Source organism: Streptomyces sp. W16, assembly GCF_033194735.1.
In the GTDB taxonomy this organism is placed as follows: Bacteria; Actinomycetota; Actinomycetes; order Streptomycetales; family Streptomycetaceae; genus Streptomyces.
In genome coordinates, this window is record NZ_JAWOAI010000446.1 from 1 (window position 1) to 8,453 (window position 8,453).

The following is an 8,453-nucleotide window of genomic DNA, read 5'->3' on the forward strand; positions in this document are numbered from 1 at the left end:
AGTCGCACCACGTTTCTCCAGCCAGACAGGGAACCCGCCGCCCGCGCGGCGCCGGACGGCGAGTGTCCCCAACCCGGCCTTCGCGACGGCGCCGCCACACCGTCGGGGTCGGTGGAGCCAGCCGGTCGGGTCAGCGGGCGGTCAGGTGCGCGACGCCCGCGCTGTAGTCATGGTTCAGGTGGGGCAGGCCGTGTCTCGGCGGCCGTCGAGGTAGGTGGACTGTTCCAGCGGCGTGAGGCCTCGGCGCACGGCGGCGCAGATCTTGTCGATGGCCTGCCGTGGGTCCAGCAGTGCCAGGCTCCACAGGCGGGCGGTTCCGTCCTCGCCTCCGGTGGCGAGGGTGCGGTCGTCGGGGCTGAAAGCCACGTAAGGCACGGAGTCGACGTGGCCGGTCAACGTGGCCCGCAGCCTTCCCGTGGCCACGTCCCACAGACGCGCGGTGCCGTCGTCGCTGCCACTGGCCACGGTGCGGCCGTCGGCACTGAAGGCCACCGCCCGCACCCGGTCGCCGTGGCCGCTCAGAACAGCCCGCTGCTTCCCGGTGGAGGCGTCCCACAGGCGTATGGTGCGGTCCGCGCCGCCGCTGGCGAGGGTCCGTCCGTCGGGGCTGAAGGCGAGCGCCAGGACACCGCCGGTGTGGCCGGTGAGGGTGGCCAGGATGGTGCCGGTGGCGAGGTTCTGGAGCTGGATCGTGTTGTCGTTCGAGCCGGTTGCCAGGGTGCGCCCGTCAGGGCTGACGGCCACGGACCAGATGGCTTTGGTGTGCCGGGTGGTGAGAGTGCGCCCCTTGCCTGTGGTCGTGTCCCACTGCCGCAGTTCGTTCAGGCGGTTGTTGTAACGGGCGATCAGACCGCGGCCGTCCGGGGTGAAGGCGACCGACATGACGACGGCCGTGTAGGGCAGGACCAGACGGGATCTTGCCGTACGCACATCCCACAGCCGTACGGTCCCGTCGATGCTGCCCGTGGCAAGAGTGCGGCCGTCCGGGCTGAACTCCACCGACTGCACGGGCGCGGTGTGGCCGACGAGGGTGGCACGGAGGGTCCCGGTGGCCGTGTTCCACAGGCGGGTTTTCCCGTCGTCACCGCCGGTGGCCAGGGTGCGGCCGTCGGGGCTGAGAGCCGTGGAAATGATGGAGCCTGTACGGCTGCTGAGAGTGGTGCGGGCCTGTCCGGTGTCCAGCCTCCACAGCCGGGCCGTGCGGTCGTCGCTGCCGGTGGCCAGGGTGCGGCCGTCGGGGCTGAAGGCCACCGAGTTCACTCCCCCTGTGTGTCCGGTGATGATGAACCGGGTCTCGTCGGTGGCCAAGTTCGTCAGCCGCAGTGTCTTGTCGTACCCGGTGGTGGCCAGGGTGCGGCCGTCCGGACTGAAGGCCAGCGACCACTCCGCGCCGGGGTGGTTGGAGAGCAGGACGTGGCCGGTACCGCTCACGCCGTGGGGAGACAGTGCTGCCCGTACCGGCCAGGTCCGGACGGTGTAGCCGACGATGCCGGCGAGGGTCTGCCCGTCGGGACTGAAGGCCAAGGAGCTCACCTGGCCGCCATTGCCGTGCAGGACGGCCCGCGCCTTCCCGGTCGCCGCGTCCCACAGCCGTGCGGTGCCGTCGTTGCCGCCGGTGGCCAGGAAAAGGCCGTCGGGACTGAACGCCACTGACCAGACGGTGTCGGTGTGGCCCTTGAGCGTGGCACGCGTCTTCCGGGAGGCCACGTCCCACAGGCTCACCGTCGTGCCCGAGGCGGCCGCGATCGTACGGCCGTCGGGACTGAACGCCATCCCGGCTACGAAGCCGTGGCTGGAGAGCCTGGCGCGGATCGTGCCCGTGGCCACGTCCCAGAGCTCAAGGCCGTGCTCCCCGCCATCGGCCAGGGTGCGGCCGTCCCGACTGAACGCCACCGACCGGACGGGCCCGGTGTGGCCGGCGAGCGTGACCCGCAGCGTGCCGGTGGCGGTGTCCCACAGCCGCACCGTCTCGTCGGCGCTCGCGGTGGCCAGGGTTCGGCCGTCCGGGCTGAACGCCACCCACCGCACCTTGCCGCCGACGGTCATGCTGTGGCGCAGCGGCAACGCGGCAGCCGTATACAGACTGCCGACGGCCTCGGCGCTGGGGTTCGTGCGGTATGCCTGGACCGCGAGCAGCGAGGCCAAATCGGGGTTGGTGTCCAGCAACGCCGCCGACTGGGCGGCGAGTTGACGGGACAGCGCCGTGCGCTGCGCGCTGACGGCGCCCTGCCGCTGGTCGAACGCCAGCCCGGCGGCTATGACCGCTACCACGAGCAGCGCGGCCAACGCCGCGATCAGGGACCGCAGTCGGCGGGTCGCACGAGCCGCCACGCGCTCCTCCGCCTCCCGGGCCTGAAGGCTCGCCGTGAAGAACGCCCGCTCCAGCGAGGTGAGTTGGCCGGCCCTGTCGGTGGCGGCGAAGGCTTCCTCGGCCGCGGTCAGCCGGGCCCCTCGGTACAGGGCACCGGCGTCGCGGTCCAACTGCTCCCAGGCGAGGGCGGCTTCGGTGAGTAATCGGTGCCGGCGCAACACCTCGCGGTCCCGGTCGATCCATTCGCGCAGCCGGGGCCACGCGGTGATCAGCGCTTCGTGGGCGAGGTCGACGGTGTCGTCGTCGAGGGTGATCAGCCGGGCCCGGGCCAACCGGTCCAGTACGACGGCCGTGTCGCCGGTGCCGTCGGCGTCGAGCTCCGCGCGGCGAGCGGGACGGCCGGCGTCGTCGCTGCCCTCGCCCGGAGCGATCAACCGCAGCATCACCTGGCGGGCGAGCACGGCCTCCCGCGGGGAGAGGCTGCCGTAGAGGTCCTCAGCGGTCTGCGTGATCGCACCCCGGACACCGCCGGCGGCCTCGTACCCCTTGAGAGTCAGCGTGCGGCCACGGCGGCGGCGCCAGGTCTCCAGCAGCGCGTGGGACATCAGCGGAAGCCCGCCGGGCCGGTCGGACACGTCCGCGACGATCCGGTCGGTCAGGGCCCGCTCGACGGTCAGGCCCTGGGCCGTGGCGGGTTTGACGACGGCCTCACGCAGTTCACCCGTGCTCATCGGGGCGACGAGCAGGCTCGCACCGCGTAGCGCGTCCGCGAGGCCGCGGTGCTCACCGAGCCGCCCGTAGAGGTCCGCGCGCATCGCGATCACCACCCTCAGCCGCCCGCCGGGCCGGGAGGCCGCCAGCAGCCGGTCCAGGAAACGGGCCCGCTCGGCGGAGTCCTGACAGAGCGTGAAGACCTCCTCGAACTGGTCCACGATCACCCACGTGTCCCCGTCCCCCGCACTCTCGGCAGGAGCCAGCGCCCGGGCATGACCGCGATCCGGATGTTCCCCGGGCGTGAGGATGCGTACGGCCACCGGGCGGACACCCGGCCAGGCCTCACCACGCAACGCCGGGACCAGACCGGCCCGCAGCAGGGACGACTTGCCGCTCCCGGATGTCCCGACGACGGCCACGAACCGGTTGTCGAGCGCCAACTCCGCCAGATCTGCGACCAGTTGATCCCTCCCGAAGAAGCGACCACTGTCGCCCGGCTCGAACCGGGCCAGCCCCCGGTACGGTGGCGTGCCCCCCTCGTCCTCCTCGGGCCGCCCGGCCTCCTCCTCGGCCGCCCGCCGCCAACGCCCTTCCCACTCACCGGAATCCGCGCCACAGGCCCGGACGTAGGCAAGGACGACGGCCAGGGATGGAAGGCGTTCGCCGGCCGCCGCCTCCGACAGCGTGGCCGCCGAGAAGTCCACCCGGCCGGCCATCACCCGATAAGTGATCCCCCCGGCCTCCTGCCGCAGTTGACGCAACTCGTGCGCCAGCCGCTGCACCGGCCCGGCCTCAGGATCCAGCGGACTTTCCGGACGCCCCATGCCGATCGCCCCCAACGGCCTCTGCTACCTTCCGTGCCCCTCCGCGGCCGACCGAACGTCCCGCGCCCCTCCCCCAAGGGGACGCGGGACGGCCTCCCCCCACTGCACCGAGTCTCACCGGGCCGGAAGTTGATTGGCAGCCCTTCCCGAGCCGCCAATCAATAGGAACTGTCGCACGTGGATGGGGAGTTGGGCAGCGTGGGCCTCACTCCCCCCGGTGCTCCACCAGCCCCGCCAGTTCGGACGCGAAAAGCTGGGCCGGGTCGAAGCCCATGCCGGTGAAGTGGCCCGCGAGTTCCAGGGACAGGACGCCGTGCAGGCGGGTCCAGAAGGTCAGGGCCAGATGGAGGGCCGCGGGAGGGGCGGGGCGATCGCCCGCCCAGTCGCGGTGGTCCGCGATATGCGCCTCGAACGGCGTCGCGGGACCGTCCGCCTGTGCTGCGGCGACGCAGGCGTCCAGCAGGGTCGTCATGATCTCGGACGCGATGCCGGTGATGTCGTCGGGCGCGTGGTAGCCGGGGACGGGGGTGCCGTAGACAAGGAAGTACCGCTGGGGGTCGTCGAGGGCCCACGCCCGCAGGGTGTGGGCCAGTCCGGGCAGGTCGGGGCCGGTCTCGGCGGCCGTGCGGAAGGTGTCGGCGAGGCTGCGGTACGCGTCCCGGACGAGCTCGGTGATCAGGTCGTCCCGGCTGGCGAAGTACCGGTAGAGCGCGGGGCCGCTCATGCCCATCCGCTTGGCGATCCCGTTGAGGGAGAGCGCGGAGGCGCCCGCCGTGGCGATCTGCTCCCGCGCGTGGTCCTTGATCTCCGTACGCACCTGGTCGCGGTAGCGCTCACGCGGAGTCCTCGTGCCTGTTTCCGCCATGACCGGCCACCTTCCACACCCGCAGGACTACACACTCAAGCTTCAGTTAGAAGGTATCACGATTGCACTTGACGACCCCTTCTAGTGTGCGTTACAACTTATAACGAACACGAAAGCCCATAGCTCACCGCAGCTCACAGTGGAGGTCGCCATGAACAACACCACCGACGCACTCGTCGAGGTCGTCCTGCCGGGCAAGGTCGAGCCGGAGGGCCTGGAGGTCCGGCACGGAGCCGTCCCCGTCGCGGGCCCCGGCCAGGTCGTGATCCGGATGGAGGCGACCGGGGTCTCCTTCGCCGAGCAGCAGATGCGTCGCGGCCGGTACTACGACCAGCCCCCGTTCCCCTTCGTCCCCGGCTACGACCTGGTCGGTACGGTCCAGAGCACCGGCGCCGGCGTGGAACCGGGCCTGGTCGGCACCCGGGTGGCCGCGCTGCTGAAGGTCGGCGGCTGGGCCAGCCATGTCCTGGTAGACGCGGCTGACGTGGTGCCGGTGCCGGCCGGGGTCGGCGCGGCCGAGGCCGAGACAGTGGTGGTCAACGGCATCACCGCCTGGCAGATGCTGCACCGCAAGGCCCGTGTCCGCGCGGGCCAGACGATCCTGGTGCACGGCGCCAACGGCGGCGTCGGCACGGTCCTGGTCCAACTCGCCCGCGCGGCGGGCGTGCACGTGATCGGCACGGCGTCACCGCGCCACCACGACGCACTGCGCGACCAGGGTGTCGAGCCCATCGACTACCGCACCCCTGACCTCGCCGCACGGGTCCGCGACCTCGCCCCGCGCGGGGTGGACGCCGTCTTCGACCACGTCGGCGGCCCGAGCGTCGTCCGCTCCTGGCACCTCCTCGCCCCCGGCGGCACGCTCGTCTCCTACGGCAGCGCCTCCACCCGCGACGACGAGGGCTCCAAGCAGCTGCCCGTGCTCAAGATCCTCGGCCGCGTCTGGACGTGGAACGCGCTGCCCAACGGCCGCCACGCCTACTTCTTCAACGTCTGGGCCGGGCGCGCCCTGAACAAGAACCGGTTCCGCGCCCAGCTGCGCGCCGACCTCTCACAGGTCTTCGCGGCCGTCGAGCGCGGTGAGGTCACACCGCAGATCGCGGCCCGACTGCCGCTCGCCCGCGTCTCCGACGCCCTGCGCCTGGCCGAGTCCGGCACGGTCGCGGGCAAGGTCGTCCTGACACCGTGACGTGCGCCAACTCCCTCTCCCCCACCCGGAAAGGTGTTGTGACGGCGGGCCGGCTGTCAGGCGCCCCACGCGTCGAGATGCCCGAGCACATAGTCGGCCAGCTCGGTCGGCTGGAGGTTGAGGGCTGCCACGGCCGGACGGCTCAGTGCGACCCTGACCGGCTCGAAGTCACCCGTGTCGGGATCGTCGAGTTCGGGACCGTGGCGGCGGCCCGGGTCCATGTCCACCAGGTCGGCGAGGAAGTAGTGCTGTACGACGGTGGTCCTCCCGCGCGGCTCGGTCAGAGTCAGGATTTCAGTCGCGGGACCGATCGTGGCCCCGATCTCCTCCATCGCCTCGCGCCGCAGGGCCGCTTCGAGATCCGCGTCCTCGGGCTCGACGCTCCCGCCGACCGTCGTGCAGTACGGATCGCCACCGGGCCAACCCCGCTTCAGGAACACCAGATGACCGTCGTCGAGCAGCACGACACGCGCCTTGTGACGAACCCTCATGGGCCGGAGCCTATGGGAGGAGCTTCCAGTCCTGCGAGCCGTCCGTCACCGCGTTCTGCAGGGTCAGCGGCGCCCCGTCGGACGCACCGGTCAGGTACAGGCTCGTGTTCTTGACGGACTGCAAGGTGTAGAACCCGTCACCGGTCTTGACCAGGTTCCAGCTGCCGGTGGCACTGTTGTCGACCCACTGCCCGATCCGCTGACCGACCGTCGCATTGCCCGTCCAGATCGCCGCCGCACGGCCGCCCGACTTGTTCAGCAGCGTCACACCGCCGTTCGGCTCGGTCACCAGATGCCAGTACTGGGTGTCCGGGTTCGCAGCTGAGCCGCGGTCCTCCAGGACGACATCGGGAACATCCCCGTTGCCGATGTTCGCGTCGTTCGTCCTGCCGCCGGTACCGATCACCTGGCCGGTCTTCCGGTTCACCAACTGGTGGTAGGCGCCCTTCGACCGTCCGAGGTCGACCTCGGCGTAAGCGATCGTCGAGGTGCCCTGGTTGTTGAGGATCGCGACACGGCCGGTGCCGTCGACGTACTGCAGATCGCGGCTGTATCCGGCCCGCGAGGTCGTCTGGTACTCCTTCCAGACTCCGTCGCTACGGCCGCTCTTGTTCACCCAGACGTTGCCGCTGCTCGCCGCGTTGTAGACCAGGCCTCCGTCGGGCAGCCTGATGACGACCGGGCTGCCGCCTGTCGCGAGCGCATGGGAGCCGGTGTCGACCGGCAGTGAGGTGACGGCCCCACCGGTCGCCGAACCCCGGTAGAACTCAAGCGGGTTGTCGGCGAGCAGGTACCGGGTGTTGGCTCCGCCGCCCCAATACTCGTACGTCAGGAGCCACTTGCCGTCCGTGGTCCGCACTACGTTCGTCATGCCCGGCCGCCCGCCGCCGATCTCCGTCTTGCCGCCGCCCATGTTCTGGGTCGGTCCCGCGACGTCGACGACGGGTCCGCTCCACTTCGCGCTGCGACCGTCCCAGGTCCTGTGGGCGAGGATCTGTCCGTGCGAGTCCGTGGCGGTGTCGTTGGACGGGTCGGGCGTCGGGACTCCGGTGGTCGCGTCGAAGCCTGTGTAGTCGTTCTCGTCGGAGTAGTAGCAGACCAACTTGCCGTTGTAGACCATCAGATAGGGCTCCCAGAGGGGATCCACCTGCTTGTCCGTGTTGGCTGTGGCGACGTTCTGCCCGATCGCGCCCGCGCTGCCGCCCTGCCAACCGCCGGTCGCGACGACATTGACGACCTTCCACGACGCGCCCTGGTCAGTGCTGGAGTACAGCGCGATGGCGAGGTCGCTGCGGTCACCGTCGTTGGCGGGCGTCCAGTTGGGGTCGGCCGCCTTGTGCTCCTTGTAGTACTGGTCGTCGCCCGACACGACACTGGCGAGGAGCAGCGTGCCCCGCTTCAGCTTTCCGACGTTCCGTGGAAGCGTGTAGAGGTAGGGGTTGGTCCAATTGCTGGTGTACTTCGCGTACTTGGGGTCCTTCGAGAGATACGCCGGAGCCTTGACCTCGGACAGTGGCTGCCAACTCGTCCCGTGGTCGTCGCTCTTGTAGACCGGGAGCGTCTGTGCGTCGGCGCTGCCCGTCGCCGGTACGACGGTGGACTTCTCGAACGACGCGACCAGGCGTCCGCCGGGCAGTTGCGCGGACTTCGGGTAGACGGCGCAGTTGCCCCGCCCCTTCAAGCACGGTTCGCTGCCGAGCTGGTAGAGGATTCCGCCTGTCGGGTTGTACGCCTGCGCGCTGGTGGCCATCGGTATCGCCAGCATCGCGGCTGCCCCGACGAACGTACCCAGCGCCTTCACTGCTCTGCTTCTCTGCACGGCTACTCCTTCGAGTCCTTCGGGGAAACGAGTACGCGTACGTCCCACGGGCCGAGCTCCAGCACCGCGCCCGCGGGAAGAGACGTTCCGCTCAGCGCGTCGACGAGATCGACCGGAACCGCCGAACGGGCGTGCTCCCAGCTCCAGTTGTGGACGATGTGCACCCGGCGGCCGTCGAGCGAGGTGCCGGTCGTCGCCGTGACGGACGCCGGCAGGTCGCCCCACCCGCTGCGGGCGGCC

The 8,453-nt window shown here is 70.7% G+C and carries 5 protein-coding genes and 1 pseudogene; 1 reads left to right on the forward strand and 5 read right to left on the reverse strand.

Going from position 1 to position 8,453, the window contains the following annotated elements:
* Window positions 1-174: 174 nt before the first annotated feature.
* A complete protein-coding gene (locus tag R6V09_RS39635) occupies window positions 175-3,849 on the reverse strand; it encodes an nSTAND1 domain-containing NTPase (RefSeq protein ID WP_317886330.1) in 3,675 nt (1,224 codons plus the stop codon).
* A 205-nt stretch (window positions 3,850-4,054) separates the two neighbouring features.
* A complete protein-coding gene (locus R6V09_RS39640; protein WP_317886331.1) occupies window positions 4,055-4,714 on the reverse strand; it encodes a TetR/AcrR family transcriptional regulator in 660 nt (219 codons plus the stop codon).
* A gap of 151 nt (window positions 4,715-4,865) precedes the next feature.
* Between R6V09_RS39640 and R6V09_RS39645 the strand changes: the two genes are divergently transcribed.
* Complete coding sequence (locus R6V09_RS39645) at window positions 4,866-5,903, forward strand: medium chain dehydrogenase/reductase family protein (protein ID WP_317886332.1); 1,038 nt, start codon at window positions 4,866-4,868, stop codon at window positions 5,901-5,903.
* Window positions 5,904-5,959: 56 nt separating this feature from the next.
* Here R6V09_RS39645 and R6V09_RS39650 read toward each other — a convergent pair whose 3' ends face one another.
* From R6V09_RS39650 to R6V09_RS39660, 3 genes and pseudogenes are all read right to left on the reverse strand, one after another.
* Window positions 5,960-6,394, reverse strand: coding sequence for an NUDIX hydrolase (locus R6V09_RS39650; protein WP_317886333.1), 435 nt, complete (start codon window positions 6,392-6,394; stop codon window positions 5,960-5,962).
* Window positions 6,395-6,404: 10 nt separating this feature from the next.
* The gene (locus R6V09_RS39655) at window positions 6,405-8,159 is read right to left on the reverse strand and encodes an RICIN domain-containing protein (RefSeq protein ID WP_317886334.1); all 1,755 of its coding nucleotides are present in this window, start codon (window positions 8,157-8,159) and stop codon (window positions 6,405-6,407) included.
* A 56-nt stretch (window positions 8,160-8,215) separates the two neighbouring features.
* Window positions 8,216-8,453 (reverse strand): annotated as a pseudogene (locus R6V09_RS39660) (beta-galactosidase); the annotation flags it as partial.